21 protein-coding genes are annotated in these 26673 nt (G+C 40.2%); 13 read left to right on the top strand and 8 right to left on the bottom strand.

Features of this window, described 5'->3' with window-relative positions:
* Nucleotides 1-20: 20 nt before the first annotated feature.
* On the bottom strand, nucleotides 21-989 hold the full coding sequence (locus EGC82_RS15940) for a DUF3187 family protein (protein ID WP_124731637.1): 969 nt from the start codon (nucleotides 987-989) through the stop codon (nucleotides 21-23).
* Between the two features lie 253 nt (nucleotides 990-1242).
* Here EGC82_RS15940 and EGC82_RS15935 point away from each other — a divergent pair, with 253 nt between their 5' ends.
* The 3 genes from EGC82_RS15935 (at nucleotide 1243) to EGC82_RS15925 (ending at nucleotide 2357) form a co-directional block, all read left to right on the top strand.
* Nucleotides 1243-1452, top strand: a complete 210-nt coding sequence (locus EGC82_RS15935; RefSeq protein WP_124731636.1) for a hypothetical protein — start codon at nucleotides 1243-1245, stop codon at nucleotides 1450-1452.
* A gap of 366 nt (nucleotides 1453-1818) precedes the next feature.
* A complete protein-coding gene (locus EGC82_RS15930) occupies nucleotides 1819-2016 on the top strand; it encodes a hypothetical protein (RefSeq protein ID WP_124731635.1) in 198 nt (65 codons plus the stop codon).
* Nucleotides 2016-2357, top strand: coding sequence for a hypothetical protein (locus tag EGC82_RS15925; protein WP_124731634.1), 342 nt, complete (start codon nucleotides 2016-2018; stop codon nucleotides 2355-2357). The genes EGC82_RS15930 and EGC82_RS15925 overlap by 1 nt, the downstream gene beginning before the upstream one ends.
* An 82-nt stretch (nucleotides 2358-2439) precedes the next feature.
* Here EGC82_RS15925 and EGC82_RS15920 read toward each other — a convergent pair whose 3' ends face one another.
* Both EGC82_RS15920 and EGC82_RS15915 read right to left on the bottom strand, forming a co-directional pair.
* The gene (locus EGC82_RS15920; RefSeq protein ID WP_124731633.1) at nucleotides 2440-2751 is read right to left on the bottom strand and encodes an EscU/YscU/HrcU family type III secretion system export apparatus switch protein; all 312 of its coding nucleotides are present in this window, start codon (nucleotides 2749-2751) and stop codon (nucleotides 2440-2442) included.
* Between the two features lie 11 nt (nucleotides 2752-2762).
* Nucleotides 2763-4817 carry a superantigen-like protein SSL4 gene (locus EGC82_RS15915; protein ID WP_124731632.1) on the bottom strand — a complete coding sequence of 685 codons (2055 nt, stop codon included), beginning with the start codon at nucleotides 4815-4817 and terminating at the stop codon, nucleotides 2763-2765.
* Nucleotides 4818-5160: 343 nt separating this feature from the next.
* Between EGC82_RS15915 and EGC82_RS15910 the strand changes: the two genes are divergently transcribed.
* Both EGC82_RS15910 and EGC82_RS15905 read left to right on the top strand, forming a co-directional pair.
* A complete protein-coding gene (locus EGC82_RS15910) occupies nucleotides 5161-5940 on the top strand; it encodes an MlaA family lipoprotein (protein ID WP_124731631.1) in 780 nt (259 codons plus the stop codon).
* Between the two features lie 47 nt (nucleotides 5941-5987).
* On the top strand, nucleotides 5988-7109 hold the full coding sequence (locus EGC82_RS15905; protein ID WP_124731630.1) for a response regulator: 1122 nt from the start codon (nucleotides 5988-5990) through the stop codon (nucleotides 7107-7109).
* A gap of 352 nt (nucleotides 7110-7461) precedes the next feature.
* On the opposite strand, the gene EGC82_RS15900 is transcribed toward EGC82_RS15905, so the two are convergent.
* Complete coding sequence (locus EGC82_RS15900; protein WP_124731629.1) at nucleotides 7462-8970, bottom strand: peptide MFS transporter; 1509 nt, start codon at nucleotides 8968-8970, stop codon at nucleotides 7462-7464.
* Between the two features lie 534 nt (nucleotides 8971-9504).
* Here EGC82_RS15900 and EGC82_RS15895 point away from each other — a divergent pair.
* The 5 genes from EGC82_RS15895 (at nucleotide 9505) to EGC82_RS15870 (ending at nucleotide 13594) form a co-directional block, all read left to right on the top strand.
* Nucleotides 9505-10152 carry an OmpA family protein gene (locus EGC82_RS15895; RefSeq protein ID WP_124731628.1) on the top strand — a complete coding sequence of 216 codons (648 nt, stop codon included), beginning with the start codon at nucleotides 9505-9507 and terminating at the stop codon, nucleotides 10150-10152.
* Nucleotides 10153-10175: 23 nt separating this feature from the next.
* Nucleotides 10176-11009, top strand: a complete 834-nt coding sequence (locus tag EGC82_RS15890) for a mechanosensitive ion channel family protein (RefSeq protein WP_124731627.1) — start codon at nucleotides 10176-10178, stop codon at nucleotides 11007-11009.
* Nucleotides 11010-11075: 66 nt separating this feature from the next.
* Entirely contained in the window at nucleotides 11076-11669 is a 594-nt protein-coding gene (gene tpx / locus EGC82_RS15885; protein WP_124731626.1) for a thiol peroxidase, read from the top strand.
* A gap of 30 nt (nucleotides 11670-11699) precedes the next feature.
* Nucleotides 11700-12710 carry a low-specificity L-threonine aldolase gene (gene ltaE / locus EGC82_RS15880; RefSeq protein WP_124731625.1) on the top strand — a complete coding sequence of 337 codons (1011 nt, stop codon included), beginning with the start codon at nucleotides 11700-11702 and terminating at the stop codon, nucleotides 12708-12710.
* A 515-nt stretch (nucleotides 12711-13225) separates the two neighbouring features.
* Nucleotides 13226-13594 (top strand): acyl-CoA thioesterase, encoded by a 369-nt coding sequence (locus EGC82_RS15870; protein WP_124731624.1) that lies wholly within the window; start codon nucleotides 13226-13228, stop codon nucleotides 13592-13594.
* A gap of 150 nt (nucleotides 13595-13744) precedes the next feature.
* Here the strand turns inward: EGC82_RS15870 and EGC82_RS15865 are convergent, their stop codons facing one another.
* Together EGC82_RS15865 and yiaY are read right to left on the bottom strand one after the other, a co-directional pair.
* A complete protein-coding gene (locus tag EGC82_RS15865; RefSeq protein ID WP_124731623.1) occupies nucleotides 13745-14110 on the bottom strand; it encodes a cytoplasmic protein in 366 nt (121 codons plus the stop codon).
* Nucleotides 14111-14406: 296 nt separating this feature from the next.
* Nucleotides 14407-15555, bottom strand: coding sequence for an L-threonine dehydrogenase (yiaY, locus tag EGC82_RS15860; protein ID WP_124731622.1), 1149 nt, complete (start codon nucleotides 15553-15555; stop codon nucleotides 14407-14409).
* 404 nt (nucleotides 15556-15959) lie between these two features.
* Here yiaY and EGC82_RS15855 point away from each other — a divergent pair, with 404 nt between their 5' ends.
* The 3 genes from EGC82_RS15855 (at nucleotide 15960) to EGC82_RS15845 (ending at nucleotide 21522) form a co-directional block, all read left to right on the top strand.
* Nucleotides 15960-19028 (top strand): EAL domain-containing protein, encoded by a 3069-nt coding sequence (locus tag EGC82_RS15855; RefSeq protein WP_124731621.1) that lies wholly within the window; start codon nucleotides 15960-15962, stop codon nucleotides 19026-19028.
* Between the two features lie 134 nt (nucleotides 19029-19162).
* A complete protein-coding gene (locus EGC82_RS15850; RefSeq protein ID WP_124731620.1) occupies nucleotides 19163-20434 on the top strand; it encodes a DEAD/DEAH box helicase in 1272 nt (423 codons plus the stop codon).
* Nucleotides 20431-21522, top strand: a complete 1092-nt coding sequence (locus EGC82_RS15845) for a CobW family GTP-binding protein (protein WP_124731619.1) — start codon at nucleotides 20431-20433, stop codon at nucleotides 21520-21522. Before EGC82_RS15850 ends, EGC82_RS15845 begins: the two co-directional genes overlap by 4 nt.
* A gap of 405 nt (nucleotides 21523-21927) precedes the next feature.
* Here the strand turns inward: EGC82_RS15845 and EGC82_RS15840 are convergent, their stop codons facing one another.
* Both EGC82_RS15840 and EGC82_RS15835 read right to left on the bottom strand, forming a co-directional pair.
* Nucleotides 21928-24732, bottom strand: a complete 2805-nt coding sequence (locus EGC82_RS15840; RefSeq protein WP_124731618.1) for an FAD-binding and (Fe-S)-binding domain-containing protein — start codon at nucleotides 24730-24732, stop codon at nucleotides 21928-21930.
* Nucleotides 24733-24822: 90 nt separating this feature from the next.
* Nucleotides 24823-26475, bottom strand: a complete 1653-nt coding sequence (locus EGC82_RS15835) for an L-lactate permease (protein WP_124731617.1) — start codon at nucleotides 26473-26475, stop codon at nucleotides 24823-24825.
* Nucleotides 26476-26673 lie beyond the last annotated feature (198 nt).

Raw genomic sequence — 26673 nt, 5'->3', positions numbered from 1 at the left:
TCAGCGAAGCGGCCTAGAGTCTAAAACTTATGCCGATAACCTAAGTTAAAAGCAATGTCAGCACTGTTATCCATGTTTAAAAAGTTCTCAACCATAGTGAATTCGATTGCGCTGCTGTTGAAGTAATAGCGATAACCTAGTAATGCTTCATTAGATGCCTCTGAGAAGTTCTCATCCCAGCTCACCATCCCATCATAACGGTGGTATTCAGCTAACCAACCGTGTCGACCAGTACGGTATTCATACCCGAGACCTAGCATTAAATAATGTGATTCAAACGCCCTTTGCGATACCGGTTCCTTATTATGCAAGAAGCTGATTCCAAGGGTTGAGTTAACATGATGATTACCATTGTGATAGCCATAATTGATTTGTAGGCTTTGCTGAAGACTTTCATCGACAAATGGGCCCGAATCGACATATTTATAGTACAGAGCACCGCCGACGGAAATGCCATGATGCTCATTTTGTAGTACTTGGTAGCCTAAGTATGCATTAAGAGCATTGTTGAGCGTTTCGCCACTAAAGTTATCTAAATTAATACCGTTTTTGTTCGAATGAATTTGGTTTTGATGTTTAGCTTGCTGGTTACGTCCATTTTGATCAAAACCAAAAGCATCGTGAAACCACATTGTTAATGAGTCTAAATGGTTATCGCCACTAAATTGCCAAGTGTAACTAGCATCAAGCAGTAAATCTTCAGTGATTTGCCACTTTAGGCCACTGCTGATTGCATTTTGGTAGTAATCGGCTAGCAGATCATCTGATTCAGACCAGACGCTGGCGACATTAGCTGTGATGTACCATTCTTTTTGCCCTTTGGGTAACGAAAAGCCAGAGCGTAAAAGTGGAGTCAGATTAATAGACTGCATGGGTGATTGTGCGTATACCTGCAATGGTCCGTAATCATCAAAACTTACCATTTGTGCATGAGCAGGTAAGATAGAACAAGCCGTCAGTACGGATATCAGTTTAAGGTTGGTTGTCATAACTATTTCCTGCGTTAACTATTCAGTTATTAGCTGAATTTGGCTTAACTTTATATCCAAGTCACTTCAAAATATTTTTTTAATATTTTTGTAGAATAATTGAACAAAGCCGACATTGAAGATTATGGCGAGTTGCTTATTAATATCATCAGCACAGTGCAGATATTGATGGAAACTTCCTTAGGGCAATGGGGCAAGCAATATGTTTCTAGGTTATAAAATAGAAAAACGATAGTAATGAGTCCGCTATTTTATGAACATTACCACAAAAGATGGTAACGACGTTTATGCGGGAGAAATTAACGATCTTGAATTTTATGACTTCTCGGGATGCGAAATATTGCATATCGAGATTGTTTGGCTATATGTGCGATTAATTTTCAAGCAGTATGGTATTCGTTATCTCAACTATCGTCATATTGGTTATATTAGTTATATTGTTCATTTGTCAGGCGTTCATTGATAAAGTTATATGCATTATGCTGGTATAGATACATAATTAGAATGTTTAAAATAGAACAGGTTATGACGTTCAGTTATATCGCATTTCTTGGCTGGCAATACTGTTCTAGGCTTGATACCGCACATGAGTCAAAAAAACTATTATTTATTGGTTGTTTTTTGTTTGTAAAATATTGTTTTTATATATTATTAATGTATAAATAAGTTGTGGTTAGTGATGTTGACCACAGTGCTTTAGCGTTGATTTACTCCGTAGATTGAAGTTGAAGTTGAAGTTGAAGTTGAAGTTGAAGTTGAACTTGAAGTTGTTCAATAGTTATTTTTTAGCACATGTGTAATGGATATGCATTAGTAAAATGGATTTGTAATGAAGCGATTGTATTGTCGAGTTACCCAAGCTTTATCTCTTAATATTTTTTCTATTTCTCCGATCCTTGCTATTCATCATTTACTTATTCGTCTTGGCGTTTATGCTGCTATTTTTGTTGACGACTTTATTCTTGATAATATTATTTACAGCAATGTAGATATGGATATTTGTCACAGCCCAATAAGGGGGGCGTGATGAATTTTATTGGATTATTAGGATTGCTGGCAGTTTATATTCCAATCCAGATGTGTATTGATGTGTTTATTGTGAATCGAAGTAACGTACAAAAAAAGGGCAGTGATTATGCACTGGCATTTATTCCATTATTGACTCTTTTCTATCCAGAACACTACTTATATAGTTTTATCTCTTTAGCGCTGATTGTGTTGTATGGCATATCATTACGGTATTATGCAGCATTTAATGATTGGCTCGATTTTGATCAAGATCATTTAGCTGGTTTGTGTCTCGGAGGCCTTATTTTAGGTGGCATTATTATTACCATAAGACTGTTTTACCAATTTGTACTGCATTAACTTTGTTAACTCATAACCCCATTATTCACGCTATATAAATTATTCTATTATGGTTTAAGGTTTAAGGTTTAACGCTTATGACTTAAGCTTGGGCAACGATTTTTTGATGAAGATTACTCCATTGCTCAGGAAATTTTCCATCCAACATGTACACAAAAGCAATTAGCTCTGCGATTAATAGGTATAGCTCCTTAGGCACTTCGTCGCCTAATTCTAAGAGTTGTAAAAACTCACTGAGATGTGGGTCTTGATGGATATGGATGCCAGCTTCTTTAGCAATTAATATCATTTCTTCGGCAACTAAATCCTTGCCTGTAGCGGTAATTTTAGGAGCACTTTTACCATCAAAACTAAGTGCGACAGCCTGTTGTATTTTTTTTGAGTCATCCTTCATCATATTCTCTATTAAGCTCTCGTTTTGACTAAATAGTGGTCGCCAGGTAATAAGGTTGCTGGGATTTGGGCTAACTGAGTTGTAAGTTTACCTGGGGTAAAACCTATTTGAGATATTTTTTCTGATAATGCTTGGTTAAAACGTTCTACTTTAGTAAGTAGCATTTGGTTATTGCCTTTAAATTGAATATCGAGCACCTCTGCTTGCTTATGTACACAAATCAACAATGAGCCTTGAGCTAAGTTAAATTTAAGCTGTAGCTTCCAGCCAGCTTTTTTATCTGTGTTTGGATCTGTTTCTTGTTCAAATTTACCTTCAAATTGCTCATCACGCTGGTTTATTGAGTAGGGCAAGGCAAAGTACCATGTCATGGCTTGATTAGGATCAGTGCTTGCGTGTTGGTATAGGGCAATACTACTGGCTAATTGTGCGAGTGAGTCTGTGCCACCTAACTTATCTAGAGCTGCTAATAATCCTGAATTAGCGCTGAGTTTACTCAGGGTACGTTGTTGTAATTGTGCCAAGTGGGCTTGAAGTTTGTCACTGATCGCCGTACCTGTTGATTTAGTTTTTACCCCTAATAATATTTGAAATAGGCTGGCGATTGCGCTACCTGAAAATAGTGGTGAGGTTTGTGAGCTACTTGTATGACCAAGTTGAGTCTGGGCAAGGTTGAGCGCCGCTAAACTGTATAGTTCACTACTGAGTAATGCAGGGTCGCTTAATGCACTTAATGGATGTGGGCCAATTTGTGGTAAATGTTTAAAGAGTTCGCTGGCCAGGTTATGCGGGATTTGTTGAGTTAGCTGCTGTTTTATAGGCATAGCGCCTGCTTTAGATAAGGCTTTATTGAGAACTTCAATTGGAGCTGGGTCGGTAGTTAACTTATTGGGCAGATCATTTTTTATGATGATAGGTGCCGTGTCTGCTTTGAGCGTGTTTGGCGAAGTGATGGCGCTTTGAGGAGGCGTTGTTGGTTGCGTCTTATCTATACTCGTTTTTGCTAGGTTAGTTTCTGGTGGCAGTGTGGGTGCCGCTTGTTGTGTTATCGGTACGGCTGTTTTTGCTGTACTGCTATTTTGGCCTATTTGAGACATAACGCTAGCCGAACCTGTATTGATATTGGTTAAGGTGTCGCCTGCTTTAGTCACATTATTATTGCTAGGCAATGGGGTTGATTCTAGCTTTTTTAAAAATTGACTAAGAATTTGTGCCGGTTCATTTTTAGTGATAACGATGTTTTCTGTTTGAAGAGGCTGTATTGTTTGAGGGCTATTGAGTTTAGCTAAATTAACGCTTATTTCTGCAATGACAGGTGTGAGAGCGAGCTGCAGTTGCTGATTTTGTACTACAACTTTGGCTAAATATTGCCCTGAGCTTAAAGAGGTATTGGACGCAAGTTTAATACTTGTCCCTCCAAAAAACGTTAATTGTCCTTGATCTATTACGGCGGTTGGCAGCGGATAACCCTGAGCCCTTGTTGCTAATGTCGCTAGTTGTTGTGTTGAAACACCATTTTGTTTTGCTAATTCCTCAAGAGCTTGTGGTAAGGCAAACAGAATAGGTTGTGCCAAAAGCACTAGCTGAGTGGTGACCGTTTGAGGTGGTGATACTGTAGCTGAAGCCGTTGACGCAGAAGTCAGTGTTGAAGGCGTTACTTGGTTGCTAATAACCTCTGCCTGGGCTGTTGGCTGATTTACGCTGGCAGTAGCTCGAGCGACCAGTTTAGCTTGATCACTTGCTATTACCACTTGGGTTGTTTGTTGCAATAATTTTTGTAATTCAGCGGTCTTATTAAGCTGATACTGCTGATTTTCAATGGTTACATTGAGTTGTGCGCTTGTTGGTGGTTGCAAAACCTTTACAGGTAATAACGCTGCGGCTAAATCTGATTTTGTGGAGGATGGTGTGGATGAAACCGATTTATCGTTTGTTGTTTTTGTTGGCAAAGAAGTACTGTCGATTTGCGTTTTTTTATCTTGAGGCACTGGTTGTTGACTTGCATCTGCAGGTTTAAATGTGACGGTATTGACCGCTTTTTTGGGAAGCGTTGTTGGCACAGCCATAAAAAATCCTATCAAACGAATGTGTTTATCTATAGAAATCAACCAAATTGTAAATTAAGAATATCTGCTTCATTTACAATTTTTGATTGATATTGTCAAAAGGCGCAGTATCCTTAGCCCCCTGTTACCGTTATTGGGGCAACTCATATGGTTTGGATTACCATTTAGTGAATGATTGCCAGTAACAGAGACGTATTAACAACGCCCGACTGTTAAATATTGTAAGATAACAGCCTAACACTAGCCTGTTAAATTATATCGACTTGAACAAAAATTGCTTTAATAAAAAGACAGAAATAGCAGTTTGTTGAGTAGAACCTTTTGTCATTTTAAAGAGAGTTATATGAAGTATAAATGGATATTACTTCAGGTGATCTTTGCTGTTAGCATACCAGTATATGCCCAAGCAGAAGCACCTCAAGTTATCGCATCATCGCTGCCTGCAGTTGAAATCAAATATAATGATCCTCGCGATCCATTTGAAGAAATTAACCGCACAATGTGGGATTTTAATTATCTGTTTTTAGACAGATATATTATTCGCCCAGTGGCTCATAGTTATAAAGATTATGTTCCTAATCCAGTAAGAACAGGTGTTAATAATTTTGTTTATAACCTAGAAGAGCCTAGCTCGTTGGTGAACAATACCTTGCAGGGAAAGTGGGGCTGGGCAGCTAATGCCGGCGGTCGTTTTACGGTTAATACCACGTTAGGTTTATTGGGGTTGGTGGATGTTGCTGACATGATGGGGATGCATCGTAAACAAGAGGATTTTAATGAAGTACTCGGCTATTACGGTACCCCGAATGGTCCTTATTTTATGGCACCATTTTATGGCCCAATAGTGACAAGAGAAATCGCCTCCGATTGGGTGGATGGTCTATACTTTCCTTTATCGGAGTTAACGTTTTGGCAGTCAGTACTTAAATGGGGCTTAAAAGGTTTGGATGCTCGTTCTAAAGCCATTGATCAAGAAAGGTTATTAGACAATGCTCTTGACCCTTATGCTTTTGTAAAAGATGCCTATTTGCAGCATATGGATTACAAAGTGTTTGATGGTGATGTGCCATCTAACCCAGCTAGCGATGAGTTACTTGACGAGTATTTAGACGAGCTAGAATAGTCGAGGCATACAGGCACCTCGAAAGTATATGTTTGCGAGGTTGTGGTATGGCGCTAACGGATGTAGAAATTCTCTTTGTTGAAGATGACCCGATATTTCGCGGTGTTGTTACCGATTTTTTGCAAGCTCAGGGTGCTCGAGTTCAACAAGCATGTAATGGGAATGAGGGCATTGTGCTTTTTTCCCATGCCATTTTTGATATTGTTATTGCCGACTTAAGCATGCCTGGTCTTGATGGTTTGTCGATGCTTAAGCAAATGCAAGATATTAACCCCGCTATTCCCGCCATTGTTATTTCTGGTAATGATGTGATGTCTGATGTAGTAGAGGCTCTGCGCATTGGTGCCAGTGATTATTTGATTAAACCAATCGCTGATTTATTGATTATTGAACAAGCGATTGTGCAAGCGTTGATGACAGCATCTACCCCTATGAATGTTTCTGGGCAATCACATTTACAAGAAATGAATGAATTGTCATATCAAGAGCTTACTGACAATGTTTTTCTACTTGAGCAAAATGCCCAAGCGGCTAAAAGTGTTCAGCAGCAGTTATTTCCTGCTTCACATGTGTACTACCCTAAAGCCGATATCAATTACAGCCTGTTTAAAAATAATGATGTGAGTGCTTACTTTATCGATTCCACTATGGTGGGTGAGGATCATTTAATTATGTACATGGCGCACTTCTCTCCGGAGGACAATAGCGCTGCTTTTGGCTGTGTATTGTTACGCAGTTTTATTAATCAGAAACTTAAACTGTTTAGAAATGGTTTAAGTAATACCCTCATCGAACCAGATAATATGTTGGCTTATCTTAATGATCGTATGGTGAAATCTGGCCTGCACATTAATACTGATATTATTTATGTGTGTATCGATTTAAGCCAGTATCGCTTATTAATAGGGCAATCGGGCAAAGGGCTAAGGTGCTATTTGCGTAATGGTAATGACCTTACGCCTTTGGCATTACCAGAGTCAGCTCCTCTTGGCTGTTCGTTATGGGGGAAGCCAAGTATGCACATTCGTACTTTATTGCGGGATGAACAAATTTGTATTGGTACGCATTTGCATGAGCATAAACAACAACTGCTTGAGAACCGCTTTACAGGGCTCGTTTATCAATCTGATATCAAGGCTGGTGGCTTTATACAGCTAGCGTGTCGCTGATTATTGTTTAAGTCTATCTAGACACTAGACATTAGACATTAGACATTAGACACTAGACATTAGACATTAGACATTAGACATTAGAAACCTAGAGCGCTGCGCTGCTAGGACGCTTCGCGGCTAGAGGCTATAAAAGCAAACTGCATAGCGAAGCGATCCTAGTAGAACGCTGTCCATTCTAGCAGCGAAGCGATCCTGCCAGGACGCTGTCTGCTCTAGCTGCGAAGCGACTCTAACAGCCGCAGGCGCTCTATTCCTTATCCTAGCTGCACTTGATGTAGGTATATAAAAAATCCCCTCACAAGTTAAACTTGAAGGGGATTTTTTTGCATAACAACTACATCAAAACCAATTAACGCTTAATGGCTTCATGCTCAGCCGTGACTGCGATTTCTTCTTCTAAAATTTGCTCTTCAGTGTCATGTTTGCCTTCAGCACCATGCATCCAAGTAACTAATTTATCAGACATTAAGTATAAAATAATACCCGAAATAACCGCTGTTATACCGATACCAGCAAAAATAGCCATCGCGTTAGCAAGTTGTTCTTCAACTTCGCCGCCATGACCAATCAACGAACCAACTAGGCCGCCAATTTTGTTTGCAGCAGCAATAAATAGGAACCAAGCACCCATCATTAATGATGCAATACGCAGTGGAGCCAGTTTAGTGACCATCGATAAACCAATTGGTGATAAACATAATTCACCCATGGTGTGGAAGAAGTAAGCTCCTACTAACCACCACATGCTTGATTTAACTGAAGCGTCGCCACCCATTTCGAATACAGCGCCCATCATGAATAAGAAACCAATGGCCAGTAGGAATAAACCTAACGCAAATTTAACGGGTGAGTTAGGTTCATTTTTACCTAAGCGAATCCAAATAGAGGCAATCACTGGAGCAAAAACTACAATAAAGATAGCATTGAGCGATTGGAAATAAGTGGTAGGTACTTCCCACGAACCAATCATACGGTCGGTGAAGTTATTCGTGAACAAGTTCATTAATCCGCCAGCTTGTTCGAAGCCTGCCCAGAATATAATGGTAAATAATCCCATTACCATAATGACTTTAATACGGTCACGCTCAACCTTAGTTAGTGGTTCACTTCTGGTTTTGCCTTTAGCTGCATTGTTTCTTTGTTCTACTTTAGCTGCCGGTTCAGTACCGATGTCACCAAGTAATTTTTGGGCAAAGAAAAATTGAATAATTAACGATAAAATCATACCAACACCGGCGCAGAAGAAACCTGCTTGCCAGTTGTTGATAAATACTTCTTCACCACCAATAACAACTTCATGACCAAATGAAGTATAAGCCCAAGCTACGATAAAGCCTGATAACGCCGCACCTAAGTTGATGCCCATATAAAATATGGTAAATGCGCCGTCACGACGGTGATCACCCGCAGGATATAAATCACCAACCATGGTAGAGATATTTGGTTTAAACAGGCCGTTACCTAAAATTAACGTACCTAAACCAATATAAAACATCGTGGTTTCTAAACCCGGCATCCAGCTATGTGGTGCAGCTAGCGTAAATTCACCCGCAGCCATTAAAAAGCCACCGATATAAATAGATTTACGTTGACCAAGTACATTGTCGGCTAACCAGCCACCAATCAATGGTGTTAAGTAAACTAAACCGGTAAAAGTACCATATAGTGATAATGCGTCAGCTTGGCTCCAGCCTAAGCCGCCACCAGCTTCGTTATTTTGTACTTTATCGACTAAATAAAGTACTAAAATGGCACGCATTGCGTAATAGCTAAAGCGTTCCCATAGTTCTGTTGTAAAAAGTAAGAACAACCCCTTAGGGTGTCCAAACAATGTACCTTGAGGTTTTGCGTCACTCATTAAGTCTTTCCACCTTAAGCTTGTGATTGCCTGTGAGAAAATATCATCACAGAAATAATTGTTTTCAAGAGTTGTCTATGATTCCTTCAGCGAATAAAGCCTAAAATAACGAACATTTATTCGTGATGAAGCAATACTGAGCAACTTTATTGGTTATTTTTTATAATAAAGAATGTCATTTTGATGCCAAAAGCTGACCAAACATCAAAAAGCTAACCTTATATACCCTTTAAGAGGCAATAAAGTCAATGTTAATGCGGGGAACAGAGAGGTTAAGCTTGTTATAAATTGTGTCAAAGCAAACAATTAACTCGTACAGATGTTAATTTTTTGGTTATTTTTGGTTAGTGGATAATTAAGGCGGCAATAAGGTTTTCCGGCATAGAGCCGATATCCATATCATGCTTAAGATAAACTTTACTGAAGGCTCAATGCGCAAGGTATTGATTATAAAGTGTTGTCTTTTAATTTAAGCAAAAAACAGGTAAAATACGATTCATTAACAAATTTCGATGTCATGTCGAAGGGGGATTTATGACTATCGTTCGAACGGTGATATTGATCTTATTTGGGTGTTTTATCTCCACAGCTTACGCTTGGATTGACACTGATTTTGATGGCGTACCCGATAAAAAAGATGCTTGTAATGATACTCCAACGAATAGTGTTGTTATGGCAAACGGTTGTATTGATACCGAGTTATTAATCGTTGATGAAGATGCTGAAGATGACGATGAATTTGATGATGCTGAATTAGGCGCGACTATAACGAATAACGCTGCACTTATTGCAGAACAATGTCGGCAGCAGCGAGATGTTTCCTTAGCTGTCGATTGTTTTGGGTCTATCCTTCAACCTGTGTATTTTGATTTCGATAAGTCAGAGGTGTTGTTAACTCAACGGCCAACGTTAGTTAGAGTGCAACAATATATAGAACAACATCCTCAAGTAGCCATTCGTGTAGAAGGCCACACTGATAATATCGGTAGTGATGCCGTTAACATGGCGTTATCACTTAAACGTGCTGCAGCCATTAAAGATTTACTCGTAAATGAGTACCAATTTCAACCAACGTCAATTGCAATAGTTGGCATGAGTAACAATAATCCGATAGCTGATAATGCCACTGTAGAAGGGCGCCAGCGTAATCGACGTGTAGAATTTATTATATCGGCAGAGTAAGACTGCTTTAAATGGAGAAGAGAATGGAAAATTTTGAAGGTTTAGACGCTTTAGTGGAGCAGGCACCTGAGTTTTTGATGACTTATGGTCTTAAAGCGCTAGCTGCTATTGTTATTTTTCTCATCGGTAAGTATTTTTCCGGTGTAGCAAAACGCATAACAACCAAATTACTGACTAATCGTAAAGTGGACGCAACAGTCGTTTCGTTTGTGGCAAACTTAGCGTGGATGTTGGTCTTTGTATTTACTATTGTCGCCACGCTAGGTCAAGTTGGCGTACAAACCGCGTCATTGGTTGCGGTTATTGGTGCTGCAGGTTTAGCGGTTGGTTTAGCATTACAAGGTTCGCTTTCGAACTTTGCATCAGGCGTATTGATGGTGCTTTTCCGTCCTTGTCGTGTTGGTGACTTTATTGAAGCTGCTGGTGTTGCAGGTGTTGTGGATGAGATTACTATTTTCTCAACACGTTTACGTACCGGTGATAACAAAATGATAATTGCACCTAACTCAGCGATTATGAACGGTACCATTACTAACTATTCTGCACTGGAAAAGCGTCGTATTGATTTAGTCATTGGTGTGTCTTATTCAGCAGATATTGCGACAACAAAGAAAGTCATCGCCGATGTGCTCGATAACAACCAATCAGTATTGAAAGATCCTGGTTATACTATTGGCTTAGCTGAATTGGCGGATTGTTCAATTAACTTTGTGGTTCGTCCTTGGGTTAACACTTCTGATTACTGGCCGACACGTTTTGAATTACTTGAGCAAATTAAGAACGCTCTAGATGCTGCAAATATTGAAATTCCATTCCCACAAATGGATTTACATGTGAAAGAAGTTCCAGCAAAATAATATTGCAGGCAAGTTAATATTTTAAAAACCAGCATTTGCTGGTTTTTTTATACAAGGAGTTTTTCCATGAAGCTATTTTCAATCTTTGCAGCGGTCACATTATTATCTTCATCTTTTATGAGCGCCCCCAGTTTTGCTGGCGAAAAAACCATGATTACTATGGGCGGTAATCCTGTCGCTTTAGAGGGTAAAATGCCGAGCTTAAATACGGCCGCACCACTGTTTACTGTGGTCGATGAAAAGTTTAACCCCATCAGTTTAAGTGACTTTAAAGGCAAGACGGTTTTGATTAGTGCAGTACCCAGTTTAGACACTGGCGTATGTGCATTACAGACCAAGCGGTTTAATAAAGAATTTACTAAATACGATGCAGATGTGGTGATGTTAACCATTAGCGAAGATTTACCGTTTGCTCAAAAGCGTTTTTGCCAAACTGAAAATGTCGATAAAATTAAAGTGTTGTCAGATTCAGTATGGCGTGACTTTGGTGAAAAGTATGGCTTGTTGATCAAAGATCGTGGTCTATTAGCCCGTTCTATTTTTATTATTGATCCCCAAGGCATACTGAAGTACCAAGAGTTAGTGACGGAAGTCAGTGAGCACCCAAACTATGATGCTGCTTTGGCTGCATTGACAGAGATATCATCAGCAGCAAAGTAATGGTTGAGTGAATGAGGATAGAAATGCAGCATGATTGATTTTCGAAGTGATACGGTTACTCAGCCTACAGAAGCAATGCGTTTAGCCATGTCTAGAGCGGAGGTTGGTGACGATGTTTATGGTGATGACCCGACCGTTAATAGTTTACAAGATATGGCCGCTGAGATGTTTGGTTTTGATGGTGCTTTGTTTGTAAGTTCTGGCACACAAGCTAATTTACTCGCCTTAATGTCTCATTGTGAACGTGGTGATGAGTACCTTTGCGGCCAACAAGCTCATAACTATAAGTTTGAAGGTGGTGGGGCTGCAGTGTTAGGCAGTATTCAGCCTCAACCACTGAATAACCAAGCTGATGGCAGTATATTACTGAGTGATATTGAAGCCGCAATTAAGCCTGATGATGTGCATTTTGCTCAAACTCGATTATTGAGTTTAGAAAATACTATTGGCGGAAAGGTATTAAGCCAGGATTATTTAGCTCAAGCCCAAAGCCTTGCTTTTAATCGCGGTCTTAAAATTCATTTAGACGGTGCCCGTATTGCTAATGCTGCGGTTGCTCAGGGCATTGCCATGGCCGACATTACCCAGTACTTTGACTCAGTATCAATCTGTTTGTCAAAGGGATTGTGCGCGCCTATAGGTTCGATTTTGTTAGGTGATGAGCGACTAATAGCTAAAGCGACTCGGTGGCGTAAAATGCTTGGTGGTGGAATGAGGCAAGCGGGAATTATTGCTGCTGCGGCTAAGTTAGCCTTAACTGAGCAAGTAGACCGTTTAGCTGATGATCATCACAATGCTAATACCTTAGCTGTATTATTAGCCGATATGACAGAATTTACGGTCGATGTTAGTTTGGTGCAGACCAACATGGTATTTGCCACATTAGCAGCGCATATTGATCCTAAAGTACTTGCTGTAAAACTGGCCCAGAACGGTATCATCATCAGCCCTAGTAGACAGTTACGCTTAGTGACCCATAAAGATATTAGTGCTAGTGATATTGGTACTTTTGTTAACACTTTAAAACAGATTATTCGTTAACTTTTAATCGTAATTTATTTAAGCGTAAGTCAGTCTAGGGCCTGTTGATCTTTGCTGGTTGAATTTTGTTCGAGTTAAAAACGTTTTAATCGAGGCGAATGGATTGATGCCTAGTCATCTAAGCAAAATGCATTCAACAAAGAGTAAAACGTTTTTAGCCGAACCCTTCGGGCAGCGTTTGTTGGCCATTTTTACTGTGTTATCGACTTTTTATGTAGAATAACTACATCTCGAAGTCTCTGCCGCGCAGTTGTATATGTGAGTAATGGCCAACAATTCGCTGCAAAAATAACCTTGAAAGATCAACAGGCCCTAGTAAAGGCCACATTGAGTGTGGCCTTTACTTTTTTGGTGCGACAATGCCTTTTTATTGTGCGTATTGATAATGTTATTACTATCGAATTGTCCTATCTGCCTGATTTTAAAGGTTCAATATATTTGGCTTAATCATTGCTACTTATTTAGAGGTATGCGCCTAACGACGCTAAATTAATAAGTCAGTTAATGAGGTCACTATGAAATACTTCTCACGTCATATCGTTATGCCGATTCACCTTAATAGCACTCAAAGCTTGTGTTGTGGCCAGTTATTAAGTTGGGTAAACGAAGAAGCCACTATTTTTGCCAGTTGCCAAATGCGCAGCAAATTACATATTGCTAAAGTGATATCAGAAATTAACTTTATGGCGCCAGCACAAACAGGCGACATTATTGAGTTTGGGTTTGAATTAGTGAGCTTAGGCCAAAGCTCTGTCACGGTTCGTTGTAAAATACGTAATAAAATCAATCATGCACCGATTGCTTTTATTGATAAGATGGTATTTGTTAACGTAAATGAAAATGGCTTACCTATTCCACATGGTATACGAGCTAATGCGGCTTAATGCAATGTCGCTTAATAAATACTATTTAATCAAATGAGTATTACTGGTGAGTGTTAACTGGGGACTGGTTGTTAAAAGGAACGAGGAAAAAGTATAAAAATAAGGAGCTATGAAAGCTCCTTAATGTTAGCTGGCAATAGACTTAATATCTTATTCGATTTTTGAAATACGTTGTTGATAGTCATCGATTAAATGCTCCATAATTTTATTAGGAGAAGCATCTTGGCAGCAGTTGTCTAAATATATTTTAAAGGTAACAAGAGCATGGCCATCATGCTTAAGGCGGTCACTTTGCATCGCAAAATAAGCTTCTTCATTGTCAGCTTTTCTGATCACAAAATCGTCGATTTCAAATGATTTAGTGCCAGAAAGGTTATGCCACTTAGTGATACGGTCTAGTGCTATTTCACACGATTGATTTACTTCGATATGGTTGAGCCATGTTGCAGTTTGTTCGTTTTCTTTATAATGCGGGCATCGAACGGTGTAATTGTATATATGAGTGATTGCTGTCATTGTTTACCTACCTATTCGCTATCTAAGTGTTTTCATCATAGACCTTATTTTTTGTATTGGTCAATCCTTATTTCAAGAACTTAGATCTAAGCATCACTTTTTACTAAATTAAAAATAAGTTGTTGTCATTGTTAGATTTTTACATTAAACGCTAGCTAAAAAAAAGCCCGTAAATAGATACAGGCTTAGGTTGTTCAGTCAAACACGTTAACTTTTACTGGGGTTTAGCAATGGGGCCAGTTAGCTAAAATCAGCCTACTCATCCATTTACCAACGTTTGTAATCCCCGTTACGTTTTATAGAGCGTTAGTAAAAATTTGGCAGATTTCTGCGTGTGTTGCTTGTTTAGGGTTAGTAAAACCACAAGCATCTTTCAGTGCGTTGTCTGCTAGGGTCGGAATATCTTCTGCTTTTACGCCTAAGAGGGTTAAATTTTCTGGAATATTAACCGCTTTTGATAATAGCTTAATCGCATCTATTGCCGCCTTTGCACCTTGCTCGTCTGACATTGCTGCGGTATCAACACCCATGGCTTTAGCTACGTCAGCCAAACGTTTAGGTACTACCTGGGCATTATACGTTTGAACATGTGGCAGTAATAACGCGTTACATACACCGTGTGGTAAGTCATAGAAACCACCCAATTGATGTGCCATCGCATGCACGTAACCAAGGCTGGCGTTATTAAAAGCCATACCGGCTAAAAATTGAGCATAAGCCATATTTTCTCTAGCTTGAATGTCATCGCCATGGATAACGGCATTGATTAAATTAGCTTGAATGAGTTCGATAGCTTTAATAGCACATGCATCGGTGATTGGATTTGCGGCAATAGAAACATAGGCTTCAATGGCGTGAGTTAATGCATCCATACCTGTAGCTGCTGTGAGTGATGCTGGTTTTTCAAGCATTAACTCAGGATCGTTCACTGATAGAATAGGTGTGGTATTTTTATCGACGATGGCCATTTTAATGTGCCTTGCTTCATCGGTAATAATACAGAAACGAGTCATTTCACTGGCGGTACCGGCAGTGGTGTTAATGGCAACTAACGGCATTTGCGCCTTAGTTGATACATCCACACCTTCGTAGTCTTTAATATTGCCACCATTAGTGGCCACAAGTGCAATCCCTTTAGCGCAATCGTGCGGTGAGCCGCCACCTAAAGATATAATCACGTCGCATTGATTAGCTCTTAATAGCTCAAGACCTGCAGCAACATTGCCTGTTGTTGGGTTGGGTTGAACACCATCAAAAATGACCACTTCAATACCATTAGCATTGAGCTTTTTAGCAACCTTTGCGACTAAACCAATACTCACTAATGGTTTGTCAGTCACGATGAGTGCTTTTTTAAATCCAAATGCGTTGATGTCTTTAATCGCTTCATCTACGCTACCTTGACCAAGAATGTTGACACTTGGAATAAAGAATTTAGTCGCCATATGAATTGTCCTTTATATAAAATTGAATTTTCTCTGTATTAAAGCTATCAATAACGCGGCTGCGATTATGTGACGTGGGGCTCGTTAACGTCGAATAAGTCATAATCATTAGGTCAATTTATTACAAATACCGCATTTTTTAAGTAACTGTGATCTTGCTTGATGTTGTTTTGGTGCAGTGGTTATATGAGTAAACTATGAATCTTTGTATTGGGTTAGCTTGAGATACCATTTCTATCGAACAGCCATTGCGAAATTTCAGATGAATTTTATGCTGTTTATATATAGAATGAGTTACGGTATAAAGATGAAAAAATCATAGTGTTAGTCTGGTTCTACTACACTAAACAGAGACAGCTTGGATGCTAATGTGCTTGTTAAGGATGGATAAGGAAAATGTATAGATGTTTAATCTAAATGTTTTTTTCTCAATTTTAGAAAATGCAGCGCTATTACTTGCGCTAGTTTATGTGTATTCAATATCTCCTACGCATCAAAATAAAGTGACGCCAGTTTTATGGCAACTTTTTATGGGTGCACTAATTGGCACGATTGGTGTCATCATCATGATGGACCCACTGGTTTATCGACAAGATATATTGTTTGATGCCCGCTCTGTGGTGCTTTGTTTAAGTGGTTTGTTTTTTGGGGGGATCCCGACACTAATAGCAACCATTATGATGGCAATATATCGTTATAACTTAGGTGGTGTCGCGGTATGGATTGGTATCTTCTCGCTAAGTGGCAGCGCGCTAATTGGATTAGTTTGGCGTAGGTATCGCCGACATCAATTGGATCAGATCAGTTATCGTGAATTTTTTATTTTTGGCCTAATTGTGCATGTCATCGTGCTTCAATGGCTATTTTTATTGCCATTTGAACAAGCGTTGCAAACGATTAGTGCTTTAGCATTACCTATCATGATGGTGTTACCTTTATTGACCATGATTATTGGTCATTTACTTGCCAAAATTGTATTTCGTGGCCGCGATATACAAGTCAAACTACAAGAAGACTTTCTTTTTAATAATCAATTTGATATTGGTAATATTGGTATTTCTATTACCACTAAAACCAAATATTGGCTGAAAGTTAATCCTTATTTATGTCGGATGTTTGGTTACACCGAAAATGAGCTAAAGTCGTTAACTTGGGCAGAGTTAACCCATCCAGACGATTTGAATAAAGATTTATTACTGTACGAGAAAATGCTCAAAGGCGAACTCAACGAATACGAAATTGACAAGCGTTTTATGGCTAAAGATGGTTCGGTTGTTTACACCCATGTGACGATTGCGTGCCGTCGCCATGTTCAAGACAATACCTTTTTGGTGATTGCTGGTTTTCTCGATATCACCCAACAAAAACAAGCCGAGCAAGCTTTACTGCAAAGTAAAGAGCAACTCGCACTGGTACTTGATAGTAGTGAGCTAGGTGTGTGGGATTGGGATATCCAAGGTAATCGTATTAGTACCAATCGATACAGTGCTGACATTTTAGGTTGCTCAATGGATGAGCTAAATCTGCATCCTGAACGGTGGATTAATGCGATACAGCAAAAAGATAAATTTAAGTTTCTTCGCAGTATTAATGAGATTATAAAAGGCCGCAGCATTAGCCAACGTGTTGAATATCAATTAACGAATATACACGGTGGTAGCCGTTGGATTTTGCAAACGGGCAGTGTCGTTGATGTTGATGACAAAGGTAAACCGCTTAGAATGTGTGGTACGCATAGTGATATTACTGATATTAAGCAGGTAGAAGATTCGTTAAGTATTGCTTCATCAGTGTATCAAAACTCTAGCGAAGCGATGAGCGTGTTTACCGCAAAAGGGATTATCATTGATTCTAATCCTGCATTTTCTTTTATTACCGGGTTTACTAAAACCGATATTCAAGAACAACATTTACGGATGTTTGAAACTGACCTGCAGCCTAAGCATTTTTACCAACAGTTAGCCCAGCAGCTTAATCAGCAAGGGCATTGGCATGGTGAAGTGTGGATGCGACGTAAAAATGGTCAAAATTACCTTATTTTATTAACCATTAATTCAATTATTCGGACCAAGTCGCAGGCTGCTCGGTTTGTTGCATTATTTTCCGATATTACTGAAAAAAAGCAAACTGAAGAGTTAATATGGCGCCAAGCCAATTATGATGCGCTCACTGGTTTACCTAATCGGAGGATGTTGTTAACATTTTTAAATCAAGAGGTATTGAGCTCTGAGCGGCAACATGATCATTTTGCATTGATGTTTTTAGATTTAGATTATTTTAAAGAGATTAATGACACCATGGGCCATGATATGGGCGATGTGTTGTTACTTGAAACAGCAGATCGTTTAAAGCATTGCGTACGAGAAACCGACATTGTCGCGCGTCTTGGTGGTGATGAATTTACCATAGTGTTGACCAATCTTGAGGATACTCATGGTGTTGAACGTGTTGCACAGCAAATACTTAAGCGATTGGCTGAACCTTATTTATTAGGTGACCAAACCGCTTATATTAGTGGCAGCATTGGTATTACCTTATTTCCTGATGATGCAACGACAACGGAAGCATTATTAAAAAATGCCGATCAAGCAATGTATTCGGCCAAAACCCATGGTCGTAATAGATTTAATTATTTTACCTCTGCAATGCAAGATAATGCACAAAAGCGGATGATGCTGATTCAAGACCTTAAAGTTGCGATTATACAGCAACAATTTGAGCTTTATTATCAACCTATTATGGATTTATCCACTCAACAGGTTGTCAAGGTGGAAGCGTTAATACGTTGGAACCATCCAACGATGGGCTTAATTTCGCCGGCAGATTTTATTTCTATTGCTGAAGAGACTGGGATGATCATTGATATTGGTAATTGGGTATTTTATCAAGCTTGCGAGCAAGCGGCTAAATGGAAGACGCAATTTAATTGCGTTATTCAAATCAGTATTAATATGTCATCTGTGCAGTTTAGAGATGAGTCTAGCGAGGTTGAGAATTGGCTTCAACACATGTCTTCACTCGAACTAATGACCCATAATATTTGTATCGAGATTACTGAAAATTTATTGCTTGATGTTGACGCTAACGTTGAGTCTAAATTACAAGCTTATAGTGTAGCGGGTATACAAATCTCGCTCGACGATTTTGGTACCGGTTTTTCATCATTACCCTATTTAAAGAAATTTAATATTAGTTACCTTAAAATTGATCAATGTTTTGTGAGTAATTTGACTACAGAAAGTAATGATCTTCATTTGTGCGAAGCCATTATTGTGATGGCCCATAAACTGGGAATTAAAGTGATTGCTGAAGGTGTTGAAACCGAAAGCCAGCGACGATTGTTAGCGTTAGCTGGTTGTGATTATGGCCAAGGGTATTTATTTTCGCATGTATTATGCCGTCACGATTTTGAGCAACGGTATTTAGCACAAAAAGTGCTATCTACGCCGGCGAGTCAGCTGATATCCCATTAGTATTGAGGCTGCCCATTTAAAATCGATCTGACTCACTGGATGATATGGTTGCAGACATCACTAATGTAATAGTTAATGCTGTTTAGATTAGTATACAATAGCGGCCTATTTTTATTTGTTTTATTGAGTCTGTTATGTCATTTACGTCGCTAGGGTTATCGCCATTATTACTAGATGCGGTTAATCAATCTGGGTATCAAACTGCTACTCCTGTCCAACAAGCGGTGATCCCACTAGCGCTAGATGGCCGAGATGTATTGGCCAGTGCCGAAACCGGTACCGGAAAAACAGCCGCTTTTGCATTACCTTTGCTAAGTCATTTAATGGCACAAGATAATGTAGACTTGCTGCCATCGCAGCGTTTACGGGCATTAATCATGACGCCGACCCGTGAGTTAGCGATTCAGATTGAACAAAATTTAGTTAAATATAGCCAGTTTATCGATCTCACTAGCTTAGCGGTTTATGGCGGCGCAAGTATTAATCCACAACGTAAAGCATTAGAACAAGGCGTGGATGTGTTGGTGGCAACGCCAGGGCGATTATTTGATATTATTGGTCAGCATGAATTGGATTTATCTTTTGTTACTCACTTAGTCATTGATGAAGCGGATCGCATGCTAGACCTTGGTTTTGTAAAAGATATTGAAAAAGTGAAACGCTTAATTGCCAGACAACATCAAACCATGATGTTTTCGGCTACGTATTCTGAAGAGGTTAAAGTCCTTGCCGCTAAGATGTTAAACAATCCTGAATTTGTTCATGTTGAAACTCAAACCACAGCCGCTAATGTTGCTCAGCAAGTTTATAAAGTAGATACCCGCCGTAAAGCCGAATTGTTATCTGAATTAATTGGCAAACATAACTGGCAACAAGTGATGGTGTTTACCAGCCGCAAAGAAACCGCCGATCATCTATATCGCGAGTTAAGCTTAGACGGCATTAAGGCATCAGTATTTCACGGAGATAAAAGCCAGGGCGCTCGCAACCGCGCCTTAGAAGAATTTAAAGCAGGCCAATTACGCGTATTAATCGCTACCGACCTTGCCGCTAGAGGCCTTGATATTGAAGCGCTACCAAGAGTTATTAACTTTGAATTACCGGAAGAGTGCGAAGATTATGTTCATCGTGTAGGACGCACTGGCCGTGCAGGACTCGGCGGTGAAGCGATTTCGCTAGTGAGTCCGCAAGAGCTAGAGTTACTTGCTGCAATTGAGCAACTTATTGAACAATCATTACCGATAATGGTGCCTGCAGGGTATGAAGAAGGGGCGCCATTACCTGCCAGATATAGAGATGTGGCGCCGGAAAAACCTAAAAAAGTGCTTAAGTATAAGCGTGGTAAGCCGTCGCAAGCGGATGCTAAGCCTACTCGAAAGGGCAAATACGCTAAAGCGAAAAAATGATCACTAAACCGATTAACACCAATATTATTACTGGTTTTTTGGGTGTGGGTAAAACCACACTCATTAGCCAATTATTAGCTCATAAGCCTAAGGGCGAAGTGTGGGCTGTGTTGGTAAATGAATTTGGCGAAATTGGTATTGATGGTGGATTGCTAAATGCGACTGTTGATGCTGATGACGTTAGCGATTCTGAGTCACCAATAAAAAAGCCTACCGTGGTGATAAAAGAAGTGCCCGGCGGTTGCCTGTGTTGTGTGTCTGGCTTACCTACACAAGTGGCGATTAATCAGCTTATTCAGCAAACTAAACCGGATAGATTACTGATAGAACCCACAGGCCTAGGCCATCCTGCAGAAATCGCTAAATTGTTAACATCTGAGTATTATCAGCATGTGATCAATCTACAAAGCAGTGTATGCCTAGTTGATGCCCGTAAAGTCAGCGATCCGCGCTATCAACATCATGATACTTTTATTCAGCAATTAAAGATGGCAGATGTGCTGTTGGCCAATAAAGCACAATATTATACACACTCCGATCATCTACAATTACAGCAATTCCTAAGCCAATTACAATTACAACAAACGCCGCTGATGACTGTTGCTAATCACTTTACTGATGTTGCCTTAGTTGAGCAGATATTAGTGCACTTAAATACCCCGACAAAGTATCAAGCTGTGATAAAGGGTCAACGGATTTTGGGCAATAAATCGCTTATGGATAAGTGGCTTTCTAGCGAACCACCGCTGGGTGATATTGATAGTCCTGAGTTTGATACTACAGGGTTTATGCATAAAACTAATCAAGGTGAGGGCTGCTACAGTAGTGGCTGGGTATTCTCTGCGGTGCATTGTTTTCAGTTTGAACGCTTTATGACGTGGATTGACACGGTTAAAATAGACAAGGTGCTTAGGTTAAAAGCTATTGTTATCACCAGTGACGGAGTATTAGGAGTCAATATGGTTGATGATAAGCTAGTACTTAATGAGCTAGATGATGCCCTAGATTCACGGGTTGAGATTATTAGCGATATGCCACTTGAAAACGCGCGATTGCAACAGCAGTTGTTAAGCTGTTTATTGACTTAGTTTTTTATTGTGACCAGTTATTATTACTCTTGAATTAGTCGTTGTCGAGACGAGATAAAATAGGGCATTGATATGATATCAATGCCCTATTTGTTTGTACTAGCGATTATTTATACAACATATAATGATAAGAGCTTAGGGCCTGTTGATCTTTCAAGGTTGTTTTTGCAGCGAATTGCTGGCCACTTCTACAAGGCAGAGACTTTGAGGTGTAGTTATTCTACATAAAAAGTCGATAGCGCATTAAAAATGGTCAACAAACGCTGCCCGAAGGGTTCGGCTAAAAACGTTTTACTCTTTGTTGAATGCATTTTGCTTAGATGACTAGGCATCAATCCATTCACCTCGATTAAAAGGTTTTTAACTCGAACAAAATTTAACCAGCAACGATCAACAGGCCCTAGCTTAACGGGTACACTCTTCGAGTAAGTACGCTAAATGGCGATAAGAAATACCACTGTGTTGCGTTAAGCCTACTTCACACATTCTGTTAGCGTAGTAACCTTCTTTTGTTTCTGCCGGGATGAGCTTTTTAATGTTACGCAGTGCACTGGCGTTAATTTCAGGCTTATAAAGCCCTTTTTCACCCGCGTAGCCACAACAGCTAATCCCTTGAGGTAACACCACATGGTTAGCACATGCATCAGCAATAGCTTGCTGCTTAGGCTCCAATTTCATCTTACGGGCACTACAGCCTTGGTGTAAAGTGACGTTCGATTTCTTAGTAATCGTCATGTTTGGTAACATCTCGTCGTGCATAAACTCGACTAAATCGGTTATTTTTACCTTAGGGTTACCGGTTAATGTGCGATAAGTACAAGACAAGGCATCAACAATAATAGGCACCTTGCCATTTTCAGACTGTTTACTGAGTGCGTCAATAAGTTCATCACGCTTAGCATCGGCGTTTTTGAAGTCACCTTTTGATTCCCACATCTGACCGCAACATAAATGGCGGGTATTTTCTGGGATGATCACATTGTAGCCAGCGCGTTCAAGTAAAGTGATAACCACTTCAGGTAAGGTGCGGTTATCAGGATCTTTTGGTGTTGGGCCAAAGGTTCTGCCACCACAAGCTGGGAAGTATAAAACGGTTTGTTGACCCGGTTTATGGGCTGATGGCTTAGCCACTTTGCCACCTTTAGGGAAGTCTGGATTCCAATAAGGGACTTCTTTGGAAATTAAACGACCGGCTTTCATCAACGAGTTGGTGATACCATCGCCAGTTATTTTATGCACAATACCTAAAATATCAAAGCCAGTGCTGATCACTTGATTTACAGCGCCAAAATGCTTGGCTTGGAAGTCGAGTACTTTTTGCTCTGTAGTGGTGATATAGGGGGTGCGTAATTTGCGTACCAATTGACCCATACTGTTATCAACCGGACAGGCAATTGTACATAACTGACACGCTGCGCAAGTATCAACCACATCATATTTGGCACTGGCACGCATTTCTGCAGCCGCTTTCTTATCACCAGACTGCTCTAAACGTTCAATTTCACGCAATACTGCAATACGTTGGCGCGGAGAGAAGTTAAGCGCCGATGTTGGGCAGGTTTTTTCACAAAAACCACATTCAATGCAATTATCAATAAAGTCATCAACCACCGGACAAGGTTTGATGTTTTTGACATGTACTAAGTTATCATCGTTAAGGATAACCCCAGGATTCAATAATTTACTTGGGTCGAATATCTGTTTGATTTGCTTCATTAACGTGTAAGCGTCAGCTCCCCATTCCATTTCTACAAAGGGGGCGACCGCACGACCGGTACCATGTTCAGCTTTCATTGATCCATCGTACTTATTGATCACCATTTCAGCTACATCTTGCATAAAACCATGGAAACGATTGATATCATCTTGTGAGGCAAACGTTGGCGTGATAATAAAGTGGAAGTTACCCGCTAACGCATGACCATAAATCACCCCTTCAGGGTAACCGTGCTTATGGAATAACGCAGTTAAGTCTGCTGCTGCACTGGCTAAATGCTGTAATTCGAAAGCCACATCCTCAATAATAACTGAGGTGCCTTTAGGGCGCGCGCCACCAATAATGGGGAACAAACCGGAACGCATTGCCCAATACTGACCAAATACAGCAGGGTCATTACTGAATTCTGTTGGACGTTCTGTGTCGATATGGGCTATTTTTTCAATCACATCTTGCGTGTATTTTACTAAGGTTTGCGGATCGTTAGCTCGACACTCAATCAATAAAATGGCTGAACCTTCGGGTAAATCACTTAACCATTTTGGCATACCGGTTTTACCGGTAACCGATTTAATTGAGGCCCAGTCAAGCAATTCTGCAGCGGCGACGCTATCACCTTTAATCGGTGGTACTGCTCTGGCGGCATCTTCCATATTGAAAAATACTGCCATGGCAGAAGCTTTAAATTGTGCTTCTTCAACCGTGTGATAAGTCACTTCATTCACAAATGCAAGCGTACCTTCTGAGCCAACAATTAAGTGATTGATTAAATCAAATGGATCACTGAAGTCAACCAACGCATTGATGCTATAGCCTGTCGTGTTCTTAATTGAGAATTTTTTACTAATCCGTGCGGAGAGTGTTGGGTTATTCTGGGTCAATTGTGCAAGATCAGTTAGTGCGGTCAATAAGGCGGGATGTGATTGACTAAACGCGGCTTTAGAATGTGTACAGCCAGTGTCAAGTTCAGTACCATCTGCGAACATTAATTTAGCTGACTTAATGGTTTGATAGCTGTTTTGTGCCGTGCCGCAACACATCCCAGAGGCATTATTTGCCACCATACCGGCTATTTTAGCAGAGGCTAATGTAGCAGGGTCGGGACCAATTTTTTTATTAAAAGGTTTTAATGCCATGTTCGCATCAGAACCAATAACCGCTGCGCCTAGGGTGATCGATTTTCTATCTTCACTGACTTCAATATTTCTAAAACCATCATGGCCCAGAATAAGTAAAATGCCTTCACCAATTGCCTGGCCTGATAAACTAGTACCAGCGGCACGAAAAGTCACCGGTACATTATGTGCTCTGGCGATATTAAGGGTTATTTTAACTTGTTCTGGAGTATCAGCGTGTACCACAATTTCAGGTACGATACGAAAGTAACTGGCATCAGTTGACCAAGCAAAACGACGTACAGGATCATTGGATACGGCGTGACTGCCCAGTTGTGACGTTAACGTATCCATCACTACTTGATAATTAATAGTCATAACATGCTCTCTTAATACTTGAATGAACAGCAGGAGTTGGTGCCTGCTGTTGTATTGTTATCATTAGAATAGAAGACACTTTATCGTGAATTAAAATCCACCCCAGATAACAGCAATCGTACCTGCCACTAAGGCATAACCCAGCGCGATAGGCATTGTTTTACGAATAATTTCAGACTCACGTCCTGCCATTCCCACCACAGTTGCCGCAGCAACAACGTTCATGACACACATCATGTTGCCCGCATTTGCCCCAATACCTTGAAGCGCCAGTGCGATGGCGTGATTCATGCCGATATTGTCGGCAACGGAATACTGTAGGCCAGAGAACATCATGTTTGAGAACGTTGCTGAACCAGACAAGAAGGCACCAAAAATACCCACGATAGGCGAAACCCAAGCCCAAACGGAACCCATGCTGTTGGCTAATAAGTCAGCTAATGCCACCGGCATTGAAGCCAGACCCGCGCTATTGTCACCAGAGTTTAAGAATATTTTTACCATAGGTACTGACGCACCTAATGAAATAATGGTTGGTAACATTGATTTACAAGACATGGTGAATGATTGTTTCATGGCAGTAGGTTTCATTTTAAATAACACAAAACCAATTAAACACACGACCACGAAGAAAACCCCAGGAGCATAAAGCGTAGCAAAACCGGCTTTCAACTCTGTGCCTAATAAACCAGTCCAACTGATGTTGAAGCTGGTTAACCAACTCTTAAATGGACCCACAACACGAGATAGGACTAACAATGCTGCCATAATGATGTATGGCGACCAAGCTGCAATTTGTGAAAACTTAACCGGTGTTGGGTTTAGTGCCAATTCTTCATCTGTTTTGTGGTCATTTTCGCTGAAGTCACACCAAGGTTGTGATGGTAATAACCAGCCTTTTCTCGCGACAGGGATGACCAGTGCCATACCCACAAGTGAACCAATAACCGATGGAAACTCAGGGCCCGCAAAATAGTTAATTAACCATGCTGGTACAGTAAAGGCAAAACCTGCAAACAAGGCGAATTTCCAAATTTGTAAGCCTTCTTTAATCGATTTGTTGCGCCCAAAAAAGCCAGTTAATACACACACCATGACTAACGGGATTAATGAACCTGTAATTAAGTCAATGGTGATCATGTGTTTAGCAATAAACTGAGCATAACCCGCAAATGTGCCACCATGTTCAGCAATTTGAGCTGCTGCCATGTTAACGCCACCTTCGGTTAGACCTTGTTCCATGCCAAATAATACTGGTAAGCCGATCGCCCCAAACGATACTGCTGTTGAGTCACCAATTAGCGCTACTACTGCTGCTGCAATGGGTGGTACACCTAATAATACCAGTAGCGGTGCACCAATTGCTGCTGGAGTACCAAAGCCTGCTGAACCTTCAATAAACGAGCCAAATAACCAACAAATAATGATTACTTGAACACGGGCATCGGCACTGATGTTAGTAAAACCAGCGCGAATGGTGTCCATGGCGCCAGAATATTTAAGCGTATTTAATAAAAACACCGCGCCAAAAATAATGGTTAGCGGTGTTAATGCTGATAGAAGTCCTTCGACTACGGATGCTGCAAGGAGTTGCGTATCCATTTGCCAAATAAATAGGGCAGCAAGGCCAGTGACAACCATTGATATCGGCATCGCTTTGGATGCCGGTAAGCGCATTAGAACTAAAAATACCATTACGCTGATAATGGGCGTTAAGCTTGCGAGTAACTGTAATATTGTCATTCATACCTCTGATCACTAATTGTGGGTACTAAATTGTTATTATTTGTTAGCGTTTCGCTAACTAGGGCGTAATAGACGTTATTTAAGTGTTAAAAGTGTTGATCGAGATCATCTAATACACCAGAAAGTGTAGTAGCCGACAGAACTGTGAGGCGAGTCAGGTGTGAGGTTTTTAGTGCGTGTTTGAGATCACGCTTT

This window comes from Shewanella livingstonensis (genome assembly GCF_003855395.1).
Taxonomy (GTDB): Bacteria; Pseudomonadota; Gammaproteobacteria; order Enterobacterales; family Shewanellaceae; genus Shewanella; species Shewanella livingstonensis.
The sequence above is the reverse complement of the archived record's forward strand: the minus strand, read 5'-3'. Positions and strand labels throughout refer to the sequence as shown.